The organism is Xanthomonas sp. CFBP 8443 (assembly GCF_025666195.1).
In the GTDB taxonomy this organism is placed as follows: Bacteria; Pseudomonadota; Gammaproteobacteria; order Xanthomonadales; family Xanthomonadaceae; genus Xanthomonas_A.
On sequence record NZ_CP102592.1, the window covers coordinates 3142443 to 3160225 of the forward strand.

The 17783-nt window shown below is 60.0% G+C and carries 13 protein-coding genes and 1 pseudogene; 2 read left to right on the forward strand and 12 right to left on the reverse strand.

Going from position 1 to position 17783, the window contains the following annotated elements; all coding sequences use genetic code 11:
* Positions 1-86: 86 nt before the first annotated feature.
* A pseudogene (locus NUG20_RS21855) lies at positions 87-341 on the forward strand (glycoside hydrolase family 97 N-terminal domain-containing protein); the annotation flags it as partial.
* Between the two features lie 254 nt (positions 342-595).
* A complete protein-coding gene (locus tag NUG20_RS13110; RefSeq protein ID WP_263394904.1) occupies positions 596-3358 on the forward strand; it encodes a TonB-dependent receptor in 2763 nt (920 codons plus the stop codon).
* Positions 3359-4082: 724 nt separating this feature from the next.
* Here the strand turns inward: NUG20_RS13110 and NUG20_RS13115 are convergent.
* The 12 genes from NUG20_RS13115 to NUG20_RS13170 all read right to left on the reverse strand — a co-directional run bounded on the left by NUG20_RS13115 (position 4083) and on the right by NUG20_RS13170 (position 17666).
* Positions 4083-5693, reverse strand: coding sequence for an alpha-glucosidase (locus NUG20_RS13115; RefSeq protein WP_263394905.1), 1611 nt, complete (start codon positions 5691-5693; stop codon positions 4083-4085).
* 844 nt (positions 5694-6537) lie between these two features.
* A complete protein-coding gene (locus NUG20_RS13120; protein ID WP_263398478.1) occupies positions 6538-7659 on the reverse strand; it encodes a TrbL/VirB6 family protein in 1122 nt (373 codons plus the stop codon).
* 140 nt (positions 7660-7799) lie between these two features.
* On the reverse strand, positions 7800-8576 hold the full coding sequence (locus NUG20_RS13125; protein ID WP_263394906.1) for a hypothetical protein: 777 nt from the start codon (positions 8574-8576) through the stop codon (positions 7800-7802).
* Positions 8577-8643: 67 nt separating this feature from the next.
* Positions 8644-11112 carry a VirB4 family type IV secretion/conjugal transfer ATPase gene (locus NUG20_RS13130; RefSeq protein WP_263394907.1) on the reverse strand — a complete coding sequence of 823 codons (2469 nt, stop codon included), beginning with the start codon at positions 11110-11112 and terminating at the stop codon, positions 8644-8646.
* Positions 11113-11291: 179 nt separating this feature from the next.
* Positions 11292-11603 carry a VirB3 family type IV secretion system protein gene (locus NUG20_RS13135; protein WP_263394908.1) on the reverse strand — a complete coding sequence of 104 codons (312 nt, stop codon included), beginning with the start codon at positions 11601-11603 and terminating at the stop codon, positions 11292-11294.
* A complete protein-coding gene (locus NUG20_RS13140; RefSeq protein ID WP_263394909.1) occupies positions 11596-12009 on the reverse strand; it encodes a TrbC/VirB2 family protein in 414 nt (137 codons plus the stop codon). The genes NUG20_RS13135 and NUG20_RS13140 overlap by 8 nt, the downstream gene beginning before the upstream one ends.
* 71 nt (positions 12010-12080) lie before the next feature.
* A complete protein-coding gene (locus NUG20_RS13145; protein WP_317852720.1) occupies positions 12081-12998 on the reverse strand; it encodes a lytic transglycosylase domain-containing protein in 918 nt (305 codons plus the stop codon).
* Positions 12999-13132: 134 nt separating this feature from the next.
* Entirely contained in the window at positions 13133-14176 is a 1044-nt protein-coding gene (gene virB11, locus NUG20_RS13150) for a P-type DNA transfer ATPase VirB11 (RefSeq protein ID WP_263394910.1), read from the reverse strand.
* 18 nt (positions 14177-14194) lie between these two features.
* Positions 14195-15391, reverse strand: a complete 1197-nt coding sequence (locus tag NUG20_RS13155; RefSeq protein WP_263394911.1) for a TraB/TrbI/VirB10 family type IV secretion system protein — start codon at positions 15389-15391, stop codon at positions 14195-14197.
* Complete coding sequence (locus tag NUG20_RS13160; RefSeq protein ID WP_263394912.1) at positions 15388-16149, reverse strand: TrbG/VirB9 family P-type conjugative transfer protein; 762 nt, start codon at positions 16147-16149, stop codon at positions 15388-15390. Before NUG20_RS13160 ends, NUG20_RS13155 begins: the two co-directional genes overlap by 4 nt.
* Positions 16146-17174 (reverse strand): VirB8 family type IV secretion system protein, encoded by a 1029-nt coding sequence (locus NUG20_RS13165; RefSeq protein WP_263394913.1) that lies wholly within the window; start codon positions 17172-17174, stop codon positions 16146-16148. The genes NUG20_RS13160 and NUG20_RS13165 overlap by 4 nt, the downstream gene beginning before the upstream one ends.
* Before the next feature lie 63 nt (positions 17175-17237).
* Positions 17238-17666 carry a toxin co-regulated pilus biosynthesis Q family protein gene (locus tag NUG20_RS13170; RefSeq protein ID WP_263394914.1) on the reverse strand — a complete coding sequence of 143 codons (429 nt, stop codon included), beginning with the start codon at positions 17664-17666 and terminating at the stop codon, positions 17238-17240.
* Between the last annotated feature and the right edge of the window lie 117 nt (positions 17667-17783).

The following is a 17783-nucleotide window of genomic DNA, read 5'->3' on the forward strand; positions in this document are numbered from 1 at the left end:
GCGCCGCAGTGGCGCCGCAGTGCCTCGCTATAGTCGCCGCACGTGCCACGGCCGCCTTGGGAGGGGATATGCCGCAGCTTCATGCCATGCCACGCGTGCGCCGCGCGCCGTGCCTGCCGCTCCTGTTTGCAGCGGCGTTGTTGTGCGTTGCACCGCTGCTGCGCGCAGAATCCAGGACCGTGGCCAGCGTGAACTCCCCGGGCAAGGTGCTGCAGGTCGCGCTGCAGCTGGACGACGGCAAGCCGAGCTACCGCGTGCAGCGCCTCGGCGACCCGGTGATCGGCGATTCCAGGCTGGGCTTCCAGTTGCGCGACGGACGCCTGGACCGCGACCTGGCGATGGCACCTTCCGCATGACGACCCTGCGATACCGAGCACGCATGCGCGTGGCCATCGCGAACAAGACATCGCAATCGTGGAATCGATTCCACCGTGATGAAACCCAGTGAATACGTATGCAGCCGACGTTCGCGATGGACTGCCGTGTCTACCATACGTCGCAGTCGCGTTACCGCATCGTCGGCAGCGCGATACCTACATCCGGCGATTTGGCCGGGCCAGAAAATTCGCAAGACAACATTGCCTGGGAGGGGAAAATGTTGAACCACAAGCGCAATGCGCTGACGCTGGCGTTGGCCATCGCCATGACGCCGATGCTGGCTACCGCACAGTCCGCAACGCAGACCGGCACCGCCACCGCGCCGGCGCAGAATCCGGTCACCGAACTGGACAAGGTCCAGGTGACCGGCATCCGTCGCGGCATCGAGAGCGCGATCGCGGTCAAGCAGGACGCCACGTCCATCGTCGAGGCGATCTCGGCCGAGGACATCGGCAAGCTGCCGGACGTGAGCATCGCCGAATCGCTGGGCCGCCTGCCCGGCCTGGCCGCGCAGCGCGTGGCCGGTCGCGCCCAGGTGATCAGCGTCCGCGGCCTGTCGCCCGACTTCGCCACCACCCTGCTCAACGGCCGCGAGGTGGTCAGCACCGGCGACAACCGCAGCGTCGAGTTCGACCAATACCCATCGGAACTGGTCAATGGCGTGACCGTGTACAAGACCCCGGACGCGGCGCTGGTCGGCCAGGGCCTGTCGGGCACCATCGATATGCAGACCGTGCGCCCGTTGAGCTTCCCGGACCGGGTGATCGCGGTCAGCGGCCGCCTGCAGAAGACCTCGCTGGGCAAGGCGGCCGATGTCGACGCGTACGGCAACCGCTTCAGCGCCAGCTACATCGACCAGTTCCTCGACAAGACCCTGGGCATCTCGATCGGCTACGCGCACAGCGACAACCCGATCCAGGAGAACCAGGTCGGCCTGTACGAGCCGTGGACCACTGAGCATACCGACGCCGGCAACCGCCCCGGCCTGGCCCCAGGCACCTACTTCTCCGACGGCATCAAGGCCTTGCGCCGCACCGGCAACAACAAGCGCGACGGCGTGATGGCCACCGTGCAGTTCCGCCCGTCCAACGCCTGGACCAGCACCTTCGATGCGTTCCACACCGAAGCCGAGCAGATCGACACCGCCAACCAGTTCGAGGTCAACCTCAGCAACTACAACGGCAACTACACCCCCGGCCTGCTGATCGGCAATCCGCAGCTGAATGCCGACAACACCTTCACCGGCGGCACCGCCAGCGGCGTGTATCCGCTGGTGCGCGGCATGTACAACAAGCGCAAGGACAAGATCGACGCGTTCGGCTGGAACAACGAGATCAACGTCGGCGACGTCAGGCTCGTCGCCGACCTGAACTATTCCAAGGCCACCCGCGACGAGTTGAACCTGGAGAACAACCTGCAGCTGACCCCGATGCCGCAACTGGATACCGTCGGCGTCACCGTCAACCCCAACGGCTTCTCGCAGATCTCACCCGGGCTGGATTACTCCAACCCCGATGCGCTGTTCCTGACCAACACCATCTACGGCTCCGGCTACGGCAAGGTGCCGCAGATCGAGGACCGCCTGAAGGGCGGCCGCCTGTCGGCGACGCTGCCCGCGCCGCAGGCCTTGTCGTGGTTCTCGGATATCGACGTGGGCGTGAACTACGCCGACCGGCGCAAGCAGAAGACCCAGGCCGAGGGCAACATCCTGCTCGGCGCGCAGGGCGACGCCAGCATCGCCGGCGACCTGCAGTACGACCCGGTCAACCTGGGCTTCGCCGGCATCGGCTACATCCCGGCCTGGAACGTCCCGGCCGCGGTCGGGCGCTACATGACCTTCGACCCGGTCACCGACCTCGACTACCTGATTCCGAAGTCGTGGACCGTGCAGGAGAAGATCACCACCGCCTGGTTGCGCGCCAACATCAATACCGATATCGGCGAAGTGAGCGTGCGCGGCAACATCGGCGTGCAGATGCAGCACACCGACCAGAGCTCGCAGTCCAACTATTTCGACCGTTCGCGCCCGGCCGGCCAGAACGTGCTGCCGATCGATTCCGGCAAGACCTACAACGACTGGCTGCCGAGCTTGAACCTGGCCTTCACGTTCCCGCACCAGCAGACCCTGCGCTTCGCCGCCGCCAAGCAGGTCGCGCGCCCGCGCGTGGACCAGATGCGCGCCGGCCTGGAATTCGGCGTCGACACCTCCACCGGCAGGCCCGGCGGCAGCGGCGGCAACCCGTTGCTGGATCCGTGGCGCGCGACCGCGCTGGACCTGTCGTACGAGAAATACTTCGACGAAAAGGCCTACGTGGCCGCGGCGATCTTCTACAAGGACCTGAAGAGCTACGTCTACACGCAGTCGCGCGACGACTACGACTTCTCCGACCTGGTCGCCAGTTACGTGGTGCCGCCGGGCATGACCGCCCCGGTGCAGACCATCGGCACCTTCTCCTCGCCGCAGAACGGCAAGGGCGGCACCCTGCGCGGCCTGGAGCTCACCGCCTCGCTGCCGCTGGACATGCTGACCGACAGCCTGCGCGGCTTCGGCGTGCAGGCCAGCGCCACGTTCAACGACAGCGACATCAAGATCCTCGACCCGGAAAGCGTCTCCAGCGTGGGCTCGGATCCGATCAGCCTGCCGGGCCTGTCCAAGCGCGTGTACAACTTCACCGCCTACTACGAGCGCAACGGCTTCGAAGCGCGCGTCAGCCAGCGCCGGCGTTCGGACTTCATCGGCGAGATCGGCAACTTCAACGGCAACCGCACGCTGCGTTACGTGGTCGGCGAGAACGTGACCGACGCGCAGCTCAGCTACAGCTTCGGCGACAGCAGCACCTTGAGTGGGCTGACCCTGCTGCTGCAGGCGAGCAACCTGACCAACGAAGCGTATCGCACCTATGCCGGCCGCAAGGACCGCCCGCTGGAATACACCGAGTGGGGCCGCACCTACGTGCTCGGGGTGAATTACAAGTTCTAGGCCAACCCCTCCTGCCTGCAACACGCCCGTCGGCCCATGCCGGCGGGCTTTTTTTTGCATTCAATTGGCGCGCCATGGCGTGCGGCGCTAAGCGCATGGCGGCGCGCGTTGCGCTCGATCTGGGCACTGTCACTGAACGAAGCAAGACAACGCGATGCGGACGCATTGAAGCAGCAGCCTCGTGCGCGGCTGCCGTTTGCCAACCGCCAGGGACTGGAGGGCCGGGCCAATACGCCGCTGCGTGGACCGCGAAGGTGCCGATGGCGGCACGCGCGCTGTTCGCCAGCAGAATCGCGCTGGTGGCGGCAGTGTCGCTGAGCACCCACAGCGCACTGATCCGTGCTGACGTGAACGCCGCAATTGGCTGGCGCAGCAGAGCCAGCGGGGATGCGAGGTTGCGGGCCCGCTCGTGACGTCGCTCGCCGATGCCGACCTACGGCTGGAGAAATACTCGCGGCGCTGCTCGCTGTCGGTGCCTGACAGCGTCCGTGGATGCAGCGCGACGATCACGCAGAATATCCACCTTCGCGCCAGCTAGAGATTGCACTCCCAGAAACAGTTGGTTAGTAGAAACACTGTGAACGTCCGACAAGCAGGACGATCAGATCTTCAATGCCAACGGCAGTTCTGGCATTCGGTCACGAGGTCGGAAACTCGCCCTTGGACCGGCGCATTGCGTCCCGCTGCCTGGCGAAACAGCAGCGGAACCACAGAGTCGAGAGGCCTAGGCACTTTCCAGGCACACCATCGCGTAACCAGGCAGGCGCAGGCCGCCATCGACCTCCCCGGCATCGACGCCCGGCACCGCCAGCGCTCGCCATTGCCCCTCAGGCAGTGCCACCTCGGCCACTTCCGCTGAGAGGTTGAACGCGAGCAACAACGTCTGCTGCGCATGCCGGCGCTGGAACATCAGCACCGGCTCTTCGGTCTCGACGAACACGATATCGCCTTCGCGCAAAGCGACCTGTCGCTTGCGCCACGCCTGGAACTGCTGGAACGCGATCAACACCGACTGCGGATCAGCCAGCTGTGCCGCCACCGCCTGCGCGCGATGCGCCGGCGCCACCGGCAGCCAAGGGGTCCCCTCGCTGAATCCAGCTTGCGCGCTGCCGTCCCACGGCATCGGCGTGCGGCATCCGTCGCGGCCCTTGAAGCTCGGCCAGAACGCGATGCCATACGGATCCTGCAACGCCTCGAACGGCACCTCGGCCTCACCCAGACCCAGTTCTTCACCCTGGTAGACGCACACCGAACCGCGCAGCGAACACAGCATCGCGGTCAACAGGCGCGCGAACGCCGGCGTTTCTGCGCCCCGTCCCCAGCGCGTCACCGCCCGCTGCACATCGTGGTTGGAAATCGCCCAGCACGGCCAGCCCTCGGTCATCGCCACCTCGAGACGCGCGACCGTCTCGCGGATGTAGGCCGCACTGAAATCGTCGGTCAGCAACTCGAAGCTGTAGCCCATGTGCAGATGCCCGGCCCGCGTGTATTCGGCGGTGGTCGCGAGCGAATCCTCAGACGAGATCTCGCCCAGGCTCACCGTGCCAGGATAGCGATCGAGCAGGCCGCGCAGCTTCTGCAGGAACGGCAGATTCTCCGCCTGCGTATTGTTGTAGTAGTGGTACTGGAATGCATACGGATTGTCGGGACTGAAGCCCCGCCCCACCCGCTTTTCCGCAGGTTTTGGCGGGTTGTCCCGCAGCAAGGGATCGTGGAAGCAGAAGTTGATCGCATCCAGCCGGAACCCATCCACCCCACGCGCAAGCCAGAACTCCACATTGTCCAGCGTGGCCTGCTGCACCTCGGGGTTGTGGAAGTTCAGATCCGGCTGCGACGACAGGAAATTGTGCAGGTAGTATTGGCCGCGCCGCGGCTCCCACTGCCAGGCGACGCCACCGAAGATCGACATCCAGTTGTTTGGCGGCGTCCCGTCCTCGCGCGCATCCGCCCACACGTACCAATCGGCCTTGGGATTGTCCCGGCTCTGGCGGCTCTCCTTGAACCACGCATGCTCCACCGACGTATGGCTGAGCACCTGATCGATCATCACCTTCAGGCCCAGCGCATGCGCCTTGGCCAGCAACCGATCGAAGTCCTCCATCGTGCCGAACAGCGGATCGACCTCGCGATAATCGGCGATGTCGTAGCCGAAATCGGCCATCGGCGACTTGAAGAACGGCGAGACCCAGATCGCATCCACCCCGAGCGCGGCGATGTAGTCCAACTTGCGCACGATGCCCGGCAAATCGCCGACGCCGTCGCCGTTCGCATCGAGAAAACTACGCGGGTAGATCTGATAGATGACGGCACCGCGCCACCATGGAACCTGAGTCATGCAACGCCCCCCTTCGGGCAGAAATCGCGTGCGCAATGGGCACGCGGAAAGCTGCGTTAGGGTAACGTCGATGCGGGGACTGCACGGACGCTTGCATACGTATTCAGCGCAAGCTCGCACGATGCAGAGACAAACGCTCAATAGCAATTGCAGGCACCGCTACTTGTCGCCTCGTGGGGCGACTCCGGCTACAACAGAACGCCGGCACTAACAGCAACAAGCCCAGCAATCACAATAAGGATTGTCACGCCTTGGCTAGACGCCCATAAAAGACTTACAAGACCTTCAAACACGAAGATGCTTAAAACTAGCGCTATTTAATATTTCCTAAATACAGGCTCAGAGCACTCCGATATAGCAATTTTACATTCGCTTTGTGAAGACGATTCACACTTAGACTTCGCCCTATTCACTGCCTCTTCAATAGTAGCCGAGGTAGATATCATCCCTCCCTTGCCCCCAGGAGGATAAGCTGCAGCCACACATTGATTTTTATAGACAAACTCTACCTTGCAACCTTGCGCCCCCATATTCCTACAGTTCTGCAAAGCAACATCTTCAGCCTCTTTTTTTGATAACCTACCTGAACTTACTCCACCGTCTCCGCTTGGAGACGTTGCTATGCTCCCCCATGTCTTTATCCACTCTCCAGTTGGGGTCGGCGGCTGCGAAATAATTTCACTAGTGGGAGCAGGGCCGCACGTAGCCGACCCTGCAATCGTTCCAGTAGGACAAGCGGTCTGCGCAAATGAATAAGAGGACAAGCCGCAGGCCCCAGCAATAAAAATATAGATGCATTTAGATCGCATACTGCAAATCCTCAGAACAATTTCTCAATTCGGAATCAGCCGATTGGAGTTTTGGCTTTGCCAAGCCATCCCGGATCCTGCTGAGGAGAAGAAGGCTGAGTGCCGCCAAATCTTCCGCCCATATTGTTAGTGGGAGCCTCATCCTTAGGAGTTGTGTCATGGGGCTGTTGGCGCGGAACAAATGCGCCCCCCGGCCCAGCCGGCACAGCACCGCCACCACCACCAGCACCCATCGCCGAGTACGGGCTGAACTGGCCTAGCACGCCCTGGAAGAACGCTGCCGCCATCGGGGGCGCAGTCACAATCAGTGTCGTCATCACCAATCCCAATCCTCCCTGCTGCAAGGCCATGCTGCTGACGCCTTCGCCGTTGAAATCGAAGGCGGTGCTCATCGCCCACTTCGTCACGAAGGCCAATGCCACGGCGCCTACCACCTTCGTGGTGATCGCCACCATGACGCTCAACACCGCCAACGAAAATACCGTTCCAATGCCGTAGTACAACCATTTGCTAAACAGCTGCTTCGTGGCATTGAATAGCAGACACATGATGAACAGCGGCCCAAAACCAACAAACAACGCCATCGCGATCTTGTTCAGCAGCAGCATCGAACCGGCAACCACGCCTGGTCCTGCGATGCCCAAGCCCATGAACCAGCGTGCACGCGTCTTGTCGGATTCGCGCTCCTCGCTGCCTCCTGCCTGCAATGCATCGATGCTCGCCAGCGCGGTCTGCATGATCAGCAGATTCTCATCGATCTTGTTGTATGGACTCGCATCGTCGCCGGTGACGACCTCAGTGATCTCCTTGCTCAGGCCGTCCGTCAATGTCCAGTAAAGCTTGGAAGACCCGGTCGCCATGCTGGTTGCGACTGCAATGATCAGCGTAGCCCGCAAGGCGGTGACGACCAAGGACATCGCGGACTCGCGCATCTGGCCCGTTGCCAATCGATAGCCCTGAATCAATATCCACAGTGTCAGCACCGTGAGCGCGATCGCGCCCATCCACATGGTGGTGCGCTGCAGAAGCGTCCACTGGAAGATATCGATTTCGTCTCGCAGATAATCGTTGATCAGCGAGAAGAACGCATAGTTGGCCATGTTGCCCAGAAAAGAGCCCAAGCCTGCCTGCCCGCCCCCGCCGAGTGTAGAATCCATCAAGCCGGCAATCACATTAAACATATTGGATCTTCCATGCGGGTGAAGCGCACCCGGATATTTTTTCGGAGGCCGCCCTCGAAAGAAGGCAACCAGAAAACGCTCGGCAACTCATAGCAAAGCCGCTCGTGGCGTCCGCCTTACTTCTCGTAGCTCAACCGGCTCATGTCAGACGGCTTGTCCGTCTTGACGCCCTCGAGCGCCGTCTTCATAACCGCACCAGCCACGGCTGCTTGCGCCATATCGGTGATCGTCCCGACAATATCGCCAAGCAGGCCACCGCCGTCAGGATTGCTCTTCTTGCCCTTCATCGCCGATTCGGCCTCGTTGGACTGCTGGGCCTGCAAGTACTTGAGACGGATGTCGTAAGCGAACATCGCCGACTCCATCTGCTGGCGATCGATGTCCATCAAGGTCTTGAGCGCGATCAACTTGTTGGTGTTGTCCTCCAACTTGCCAATCTCGTTCTCTGCGATGTTATTGCGCTCTTTCTCCAGATCGCGCAGACGCTCCAGGCGCTTCGTCGTGATCTCATACATCGCGACCATGTAATTGAACTGGGCGTTCTTGGTCTTCTGAATGAGCTCGCAGTTGGTCTTTTGCCCCTCGGTGACCGGTGTGCCCTTGGTGGCACCGCACGCGGCGATGCCATAGTTCGCATCGATCTTCTTGGGCTTCATTTCGTCGCTCAACTTCTCGACTTCTGTGCCGCTCGGCTTCTCACCGGAACTCTTGGCACCAATCTTGTTGTCGTCGCGGATCTTGTCGAGCTTCTTGTCGAGCGTATTCGTATTGGTCTTGTTCTCGCTGATTTGCTTCTCGTCGCGCACCTTCCACTGTGCGAACGCAGTAGACGGTACCGAGATGCACAGGACGCAAAGAACCGCCAGCAGTCGGAATCGAGCGAAGGATTTCATATTCTTGTCCATGTAGACCTCACAGCTAGTCATGTAGAACGAAACGATCTTTCAGCGAATACAACGATCAAGCCAGCGCCGCGGCGCCCTTGCTATCAGATGCCGAAGGCTTGGACGCGGACTTGCCCGAACCCTTGCGCTTGGCATAGAACTCGTTGAGCCACTGCTCGGGCGTCAGGTCATTCGGCGCTACTCCGTGCTGGGCAGCTTTCTGCTCGAGGACCTGATGCATGATCTCGATGTTGTCGGTGGACGCGGAAATGACCGCGAGCGCATCGTCCATGCCGCGCAGGTTCAGCTGGCACACCGATGAACCATGGCCTTGCTTGACCAGGAAGCAGCGCGAGCGCTCATCCAGGCTCACCACCACCTGGTACTCGGCTTCGGTCAGCTTGAGGCCTTCCATATAGTCTTCCTTGCTCGCGTTCGGGTTGGGCAGCAGGATCATCGTGGCAGTCTGCTCGACCAGTGCCGCCGAGATGTCGCTGGCCAGTGCGTCTTCCGGACTCTGGGTGGCGAAAATGCCCAAGCCATTCTGCTTACGGATGGTCTTCTGCTTGTTCTTGGCAAATTCTTTGAGGCCACCCTTGCCGTCCAGGATCTTCCAAAACTCGTCCATCACGTAGATCAGCGGACGTCCGTCGATCAAGGCTTCCAGCTTATGTAGCAGATAGTTGATGACCGGTACGCGAACTTCCGGGTTGTCGATGACGTCCGTGTAATCGAAGCCGATGATGTTGGCTTTTTCCAGGTCGATGGTGTCGACCGGGTTGTCGAACACCCAGCCCAACGAGTTTCCGGTCGTCCACTTGCGCATACGCGCATAGAGGCCGTCATCGCCCATGTTGGGCAGGCTCTTGCGGAAGTTGGTCATGCTGCGCAGCTGCATCGGCGTGTCCAGCATGCCCTCGACGGCGCGGAAGATATCCTCGTCGTCGCGTGAGCTGTACTCGGCTTTGCCGGCGAGCACCTTGATCAGGTCCGCCAGGAACTGCACGTTGGCCTCGCTACGCTCGCACTGGAAAGGATTGAAGCCTGTAGGCCGGCCATTCTCCAGGGCAAGGTAATTGCCGCCACAGGCGCGAACGAAGATCTCGGCGCCGCGGTCCTTGTCGAAAAAGAAGATGGTCGGCGAAGGGTTGAATTTCTGAACCTGGCTGAGCAAGAAGTTGATCAACGCCGTCTTGCCGGTACCGGACTTGCCGATGACCATCGTATTGGCGATCGCTTTTTCGCCCAGCGAATTCTCCGCTGGGTGCGTCGCATGGAAATTGAAGTAGTACGGTTGTCCGTTGGTGGTCTGCAACGTGGTGACGCACTCTCCCCACGGATTGTTGTCGCGCTTTCCCTGCGCAAAGTTGTGCAACGGCGACAGGCCCAGGAAGTTCAGCGAACTCACGTTCGCCAAACGGGTGCGATAGCGCCAGTTGCCGGGAAGCTGAGCATAGAAGGACGACGCGATGGCCAAGTCTTCCTTTGATGAAACGAAGCCGGCGTTGGACAGTTCCGCACGCGTAGTCGCGATCTGCTGCGACAGCTTCTCCTGCGTATCTGCATAGACCGCGATGGTGAAGTGGTATTCGCCCAATACGAAACTGCCCGACGACAGCTGATCCATCGCCAGATCCAGCTCATGGATCTGACTGACCGCCTTGTCGCCAGACGAGATCATCATGCCCTTGGTCCGATCCAGCACCTTCAGCGCATCGTGGCGCCCCATCGGGCTGAAGGAATGGGTCACCACGTACTCGAAGTCGAGATACTTCAAGCCGTTCAGGATGCCCGGATAGGTCCCGTCGGTGTATTCCTTGATATTCAGAATGCCGCCGAAATGATTGGTACCTTCGGGCGTCTTGATGACGAAGTCGCCGGTCTTGTTGGCGAACATATGCTTGCTTACCGGCAGATATGCAGGCACCGGCGCCTGCAGGACCGGCACCGGCTCGTCGATCCGGTTGATCAGATAGCCGAAAAATTCGAGCGCCTCGGAAAATACGACGCCATTGCTGGCCTCATACATGCTCAGTCGATAGGGGGAGTAGTCCTTGAGCACGGCTTCGACATTGCCAGCCAACTCGATGATCTTGGCGATGGACTGGTCCTGCTCGGACTGCAGCTGCGCCAGATTGGCGGACTTTTCCATCAAGCGCTTCCCGGTGACCACCGGGCGATACAGCATGGTCAGATACAGCTCGTTCTGCATGATTTTCTGCGACGAAAGCGCGCTGTAATACTGATTCGACAATTCCTGGTTGAACGTCTGCTGAAACTTGCCACGCGACTTGATGCCGCGGCGCCGACGCACGTCGTGGACCCAGAACGCCACATTGGTGAAATCGGGCGCGCGCAAGGTCTGAAGCATCCGATTGAACGTGTTGTGGCGATGCTCGATCTCCCACTCCTCGCGGCCGACGAACGGCAGTCCACCCAGGTGCCAGGTCAACATGTAGTCTCCACCCGTCGTCTTGAGCACCGACGGCGCTACATGCGTAGAGATAGGAATGAACTCGCTGATCGAAGTGTCTGGGATGAACATAGGGAATTACTCTGAATCCATTTCGTCTTGCCAAGGCCCGATTCGGACGAATCGGGAGTAGTCGAATGCTTGCCTACTACACAACAACAACCAGTTAAGCACCACGATAAAACCGAACAACCCCATGCACGAAACGAATCGTTCGTGCATGGGGTCAAGGCACTGGCGCTAAGCCGAACTTAACGCTTGGCGCCAGGCACGTTTCTCCGATATTCGTTAGGAGAAAATACCCATGCGCCTGAGTAGCGCTGCAGGTTGCGCACGCGCACCCTGAACATCCAACGCAACCCAAGCATTCTGAATATCATCTCGTCCCGCTTGGTCACCTGCTGCATTGCGAAAATGATTACCGGAATCGACAACAGATACCAGAGATTGAAGTACATTCCCGCCAGCAAGCCGCTACCCGCGCCGATGAAGAAGGGAATGTAGGGCACCCCCAAAAACATGGCCGGGCGGGTACAGCCGCGGAAAAGTACGTTCTTATGCATAGTGCTGAATCATCTGGATCAACATGCTGGTGCCGCCGGCGGCGCCGCCGCCGCTGCAGGTCGCACCAGTCTCGCCAATCAGCATCTTCGCCAGCTGGCCGGCCGCACCGATCAGGCAGCCGCCAATCAGAAGCGGAGCAACATCAGCAATGCGTTTGTGGGCAAACGCGATCTGGTAGCCAGCGATGATGACGGCGATGGTCACGACGGCAACCGAGGCCATGTTGAGCAAGCCGTTGGTATTGGACAGGAAGCCGCAGACCTTACCATCGGTGCCGGCGTAGTCACCGCCAGCTGCCATCGCCGAACCGGCGACCAGCAACGAGCCTACGAAAATGGCAGCTTTCAGCGCGGCCAAGCCGGCAACCTTGGCACCCGCGGTCATTTCGCTCTTCTTGGACATCATGGTGTATCTCCTGATTGGAACAGAGGGGTTGTGATGGAACGCCATTCCCATGGCGGTATTGCTTCCCTACGCTAGAAGACAAAAGCGCCGTCGCCGGGGGGCAGCGGCGGCGAATTCGAGCTCGGGACGGCCGGCTCTGCGGAACCACCAAGGGCCGAACCCCTGGTCACAGATGCTTGCGAAGCTGGATCGGCTCCGCCACCAGCAGGCACCGCCACTCCTTTGCCGGCGCTTGTCGGACGTACTACATATAGCTCTGCATCGGCACCAGCCGCTTGACCTACTCGTCCTGCGGAGGTGATCAATGCAGGGTTGGGAAACTGGCCAACAGGATTGCCTTGTGTCTGAGCAGGAGCCGAAACTGCGGCCGGATAGTACGCAGACGGCGTGATCTGGGTCGCCAAACCATTAGCGAGCTGGTTGGCACCTGCGATGCGGCGCGAGACGACCGAATCGAGTTCGCGCACCACGGATGCCTTGGCGGCCTGCGCCGGGCGACGGACGCCATTCGGCACGACAGGGATAGCACCAACAGGGGCGGCGGCAATAGCCCGGCCCTGATTGATGGATGCGTAGACCTTCTGCACGTAGCCGTGCTTGTAGCCAGTCTCGAAGTTGCCAGAGTAATAGCAACTGAAAGATTTGCCCCAATTGCCCCCGGAGCGGCCATAGCATTCGGCCAGGATCCTCGAGGCGGCTTGCAGATTGGGACAAGTCTTGAATGCTTTTTCGTACGAGTCGAGCCCGTACTTGAGGAGGTTGTAGCGGTTGACCTGGCCCAGACCGAGAGAAAAGTTGTAGCCCTTGTCCTCAAGCATCCGTGCCGTAGCGACAGCTTCGGACAGATTCTGCGGCTGACGCACCAGGCGGCCACCCACGACACCAATCGCAAACGGATTGTGCGACGATTCGACGCGCACGACGTGCTGCATCACTTCAGCCGGAACTGCCATTTCAGGACAGCTCAGTAGTTCCATGCCTGGCAACATGCCGTTGTTCCTCCTATATCCGTCGACTATCGGCCTGAGAACCTTAAAGTCGCAGATCGCGCAAATTAATAGTGCCTGAAGACAAAATCGAAGTCAATCTGGCACAGCTTCAGCGATCACCTTCGTGAACAAATTCACTTACTGCCATGCAAAGTCCGCTCCGGGTCAAAATCGATACCGGTGATATAGCGCCGCCCTGCATGCGATTTAATATGGACCACGATATCAATCGTCATCATCAACAAACGCTTGATGACAGAAAACTCCAGCCCTGAACCCTCCGCCGAGGCCTTGACCATCAACGCAAGCTGATCCCAAGTCTGACCGATGCTGCCCGCATGGCAGCTCGTGATCGACCCTGGGTGGCCGGACGCGCAATTTCTGATGAAATAGAACGACTCGTCGCCCCGCAACTCTGCCAGGATGATGCGATCTGGCTTCATGCGCAGACAGGCCTCCATGCAGCTTTTGGCCGTTACGTTACTCGCACTTTGTCCACCTTTCGAGTAGAGCAAATGCACGGTATTGGGCTGACTGATGAACAGTTCGCGCGCGTCTTCGATGGTGACCAAGCGCTCTTCGTTGGGAATGTGGTTCACCAACGACTTCATGAACGTGGTCTTGCCGCTGCCGGTCGCGCCAGCGACGACGACGTTCTTCTTGAACAATACGGCCTTCTTGAAAAACTCCGAGTAATTCCGCTGCCTGCGCAGCTCCAACAGCTCGCGATCCTGTTCGCTGACGCCTGCTTCCTGCTCCAGGATCTCTTGGAAAAAGCCGTCCTCCTGATACTGCTCCAGCGTCTTGGTGTGCTTGGACGGCAAACGGATCGTGATCGAGACCTTGCCTGCATCGCAAGCAGGCGGAATGACGAACTGGGCACGTTGCCCGGTCGGAAAGGTCAGCGACACGACTGGATCGGTATCGGTGATGCGCTGCCCCGTATTGCTCTCGTTGACCACCGCGGTGCAGAACTGGCGCGCACGATCAAACGTCAGCGAGGGGATATCCAACTTCTGCCAGCCGCGCAGCGTCTCCAGATATAGCTCGCCAGGCCGGTTGATGCATATTTCCGTCACCTCCGGCGAATTCAGATAATCCAGGATTCCCAGCACCGAGTACTGGTAATCCAGGAAATCCGAAGATATCTGCGCAGTTGGCGAGTCGTCCAGCGTCACGTAATTATCTCGCTGCTATCAACGGGTAAGTACAGCAGTGAAATCCACGTCTTTTGCGACATAGACGTTGACCACAGTACCCTGATTGATCGTCACGGTCGCAGGACGGCGCCCCGAGCGCTCCAATGCCTGATCAGCCATGCGCTGCACCGTCCGTGCCGTGTTGCTCTCGAACGGCTGCTCGGTCACCAATCCGGAGTTGAGGCCAACCGTAGTGGTCTTGGGCCCGTTCTCGGCGGCCGCCCATTTGAACGCATCGCTGAGCATGCTGATCATCAGAGCAGAAGAGATACGGCTTGCCCAATGCGCGTTGTATTTGCCTGGATGGCCAGCACTGCCGAGGTTGTCAATACCCGGCGCCTCAAGCGATACATCGATACCGGTCGGCGTGGTGATTCGATCCCAGATGACCTCCATGCGGGGTCCAGTCGGTTCGACCGAATCGTATTTACCCAACAGCTTGGAGCCCTTCGGCAACAGCAAACGCCTGCCGTTGATGGAGTAGACCGGCTCGGTGATGATGCAGGAGGTGAAACCCGCGAAGTCACTGATGATCCGCGTTTCCAGCACGCACCGGATATAGGTACCGCGCACCAGCAAACCGTCAGGATTCGCAATCGGCTTCGCCGACGTTTCCTGCTCCTGGCCCGCACCAGGCTGCTGTCCGCCAGGAGGCAGAATGCCGCCGAACCCCGGCTGGCCGCCGCCCACCTGCGCCGGGTCGTCCTGCATGCCGGCCATGCGCCGCTCGAGCAGCGACGGGCCACGCTCCTGCTGCTCGACGGGCGCCGTCCGGATATCGTTGTCGGTCGGCATCGGCGGCAACGGCGGCAGGCTCTCCTGCACCAACGGCACAGGCTCGGCGGGCTGCGTCGGCAACGGCGCCGCAGTCTGCGGGAGCGCGGGCGCCACCACGGCTTCCTGACGCGGCTTCGGCGGCGGCTCTTTCGTGTCGCTTCCACCAACCAGCCAAAAAATGGCCACGATCAGCAGCAACGCGATAGCGCCAAGGAACAGCAACGCCTTCCGGTTGAGCTTTTGCAGCTCGCTGGATCTCAGCACCGGCTCGTTGGCATCGAGATCGGGATCCGCCGTTTGCTGTTGCCGGGCAAAGTAAGGATTCTCCTTGCCGACATCTCCGTTTTGCGGAGAACGAGGAGACTGGCCATCGTTGTGACCGTTGTTTTCGTCAGACGGAGGTATGTTCGAGTTCACTTTTGCTTATTCCTACGCAAGCCGACAACATTCTTGCCGTGGCGGACAACCAGGAAAGGATAGGTCCCGTGGACGATCAGGGTATTGCCTTCGACCGTCGTGTTGACCAAGAAATCCTCTTCGTTTTCCTTCTCGCGCGCGAACACGGCCGGAAAATTGCCGGTGGGAAATCTCGTAAGATCCATCTTGATGTAGGTGAACTTGCCGTCGTCGTACACGCTATTGGGCACGATCCACGTCTGCTTCGAGCGCGTCGAATAGTCGTAGTCGAAGTAATAGCGCCGATCCTTGGACATCCTGGTATCGATCTGCGACTCGTCCTTCACCTCTTCGCTGGCAGCGGCGAAGCTGGTGTCCTTCGGATAGACAAAGGTCACCTTGTACTGGACGCCGGCCTGCTTCGCCTGTTCCAGCCTCTGCCAATCCGTTGCGACGACCTTCAATTCTAAAATATAGGAATGGGTCGCCGTCCGTATCATCATGTTGGTGTCGACGTCGACGTTCTTCGGCTTCAGATAGAAGACGTTCTCGCGACGGCTCAACTCCCAGCCGGTTGTGAAACCGGTGCTGTAGTCGAGGATCTTTTCGTTGGGGCTCAATTCGACCTGGGTCGTGATACCGAGGCCGGTACGCACCTGGTAGATCTTGTCCGCTTCGTACTCATATTGTTGGACAACCTGAGCGGACGCGAGCGGCGCAACCAAAGCCAAGGCGAGCAGCGCCAGATGCGCCGAGCCATTTCTAGTCATGAAACTCATCTAACGTTCGCTCCATTTCCATTGTTCTGAGGTGCAGCGTTGGGCGCAGGCGCCATCGGAGCGGGCTGTACGCCCTGGTAAGTGGGCGCCTCCATCGCATTCGTCACCGGCAACTGCTGCTGAGCAGGGGCTACGCCGTTCACGCCAGGCGTTGCCGGCTGCGCCATCGGCTGACCAGGAAGCTGCCCCTGGACCTGACCGGGTGACTGACCCGGCAAGAGTTGTTGGTTCGCGGGCGCAGCTGCAGGCGCAACAGGCGCAGCTGCCGGCGCCTGGAAGGCTGCCGGAGGTGGTGTCGGCGTGCCAACATAATCCGTGTCAACCCGATAATCGGTAACCTGGAAGCCGAGCGGGTTCTCCACGCGCAGATCATCGGCCATCGTTAGATTACTGTTATAACGAAATCCAAGAATTGCAAACTTATTGTCCAGCAGCGTGGTCTGCCCCGTGCTCTTTTCGTAAATGCTGCGCTGGAAGCGAACGTTGGCGCCGGTATATGGCTGACCGTTGCCACCCTGCAGGGTAATGCTGAGGATATTGACCCGAATGGCCCGTGTCTTGCCATATGTGAAGTATGGGGCGGCAGGATTGTTGGGCGCATGCAACTGACGATATTCGTTTGCCACAGGACCATCGGCCAGAGCGAACACCGTTTTCCAATCCCTGAGCCCCATCATCGCGAAATCGTAGGACTCGCGCGAGATGATGAAGCGCGCCACATTACTCCGGGCCAGCGCTTCGCTCGCAGTGATATTGCGAATATCCGCGGTGTTCTGAAGCCTTGAGACCGACGAATTGCCGGTGTAGGCATCGGCCATCACGATGTACGGCACCTTCTCCTTCAACGGCAACATGTAGTAGTAACCGCCACCCAGCAGCAGGCACATGATGATCGCGCCGAACGCGACCCACCATGCGCGGCGCTCGCTGCGCCGGGCGAGATCCGCAATGCTGACTTCGTAGTTGACAGCCTTTGCGACCGCCTTGTTGACGCTTTCGCTCTCAACTGGTTTTTTACCGAACATCAGACTTCACCAAGTTACGTAATGTGGCTGCGGAGACACGCGAACGGCCCCCGTAAAGTAAAGTCACTTCGCGCCGCCGTCGGCGGCCGGCGATGCGGCCCCGCTCAACGAAGAAGACGGCTGCACCAGAATGCGGTTGCCCGCCGCGGAGACAGTGACCCCCTCCTGCGCATAGACCACGCTGAGCTCGGCGACGGCCTGCTGGATGCTCGTGGTGTTGATCTTCGCTACCGGCGCATAGAGCGTGTAGTCGGACTGGATGCTGTACGCCAGTTCCATGTTCGAGTCCTTGGCCCAGCGCTCGAGCATCGTCTTCAGGGTGCCGTCCATCGGCACGGCCTGGTACACGTACGAGGAATACAGCGGGATCTCCATCGTCGACTCGGAGAACCGGTTGACCGGCTTCCACCTGCCGCGGAAATCAGGCGCCGGCGAACTCGCACAGGCGCTCAACAGCGCAACGGTGCTCAGAGTGGCGATCAGCCGAAACATATGCGTTCTTTTCACGCGAGCCTCTAAATTGCGGAAACATGTTTTGATGGACGGCCGACACACGGTCGGCAGCCTGAGAACTTCGGGTTTCGCCACAGGGAGGTCACAGCGCGACGC